This window comes from Pseudomonas sp. FSL R10-1350 (genome assembly GCF_009600525.1).
GTDB lineage: Bacteria > Pseudomonadota > Gammaproteobacteria > Pseudomonadales > Pseudomonadaceae > Aquipseudomonas > Aquipseudomonas helleri.
The window spans coordinates 1-453 of sequence record NZ_WIVR01000188.1; the positions used below are offsets into that span (position 1 = coordinate 1).

Here is a 453-nt window from a genome sequence, read left to right on the forward strand (position 1 = left end):
GCACTGACTACACCGCCCGGGTGGAACTCAGAGGGCTGCCCGCCGATCAATCCATCTTTTATCGCGCCTGGTTCGAGGACGCCCGCACCGGAACAGCGGGCGAACCGTGGTTCGGGCACCTGCGCAGTGTGCCAGGGCAGCCGCGGGACATTCGTTTTGTATGGAGTGGTGATACGGTCGGTCAAGGGTTCGGCATCAACCCTGACATAGGCGGCATGCGCATCTACGACGCCATGCGTCGACGCTTGCCGGATTTTTTCTTGCACAGTGGCGACACTATCTACGCAGACGGCCCGGTTCCGGCCCAACAGGTCGTGGAAAATGGTCGCGTCTGGCGCAACCTGACCACTGAAGCCAAAAGCCATGTCGCGGTGACTGTCGACGACTTCCGGGGTAACTACCGATACAACCTGATGGACGAGAACGTGCGGCGGTTTAATGCCGAGGTGCCGC

At 60.9% G+C, this 453-nt stretch carries 1 protein-coding gene; it reads left to right on the top strand.

Translation table 11 applies throughout. From position 1 onward, the window contains the following. Positions 1-453: alkaline phosphatase D family protein (locus tag GHO25_RS25775; protein WP_178110260.1), on the top strand; the 453-nt coding region annotated here is incomplete at both ends.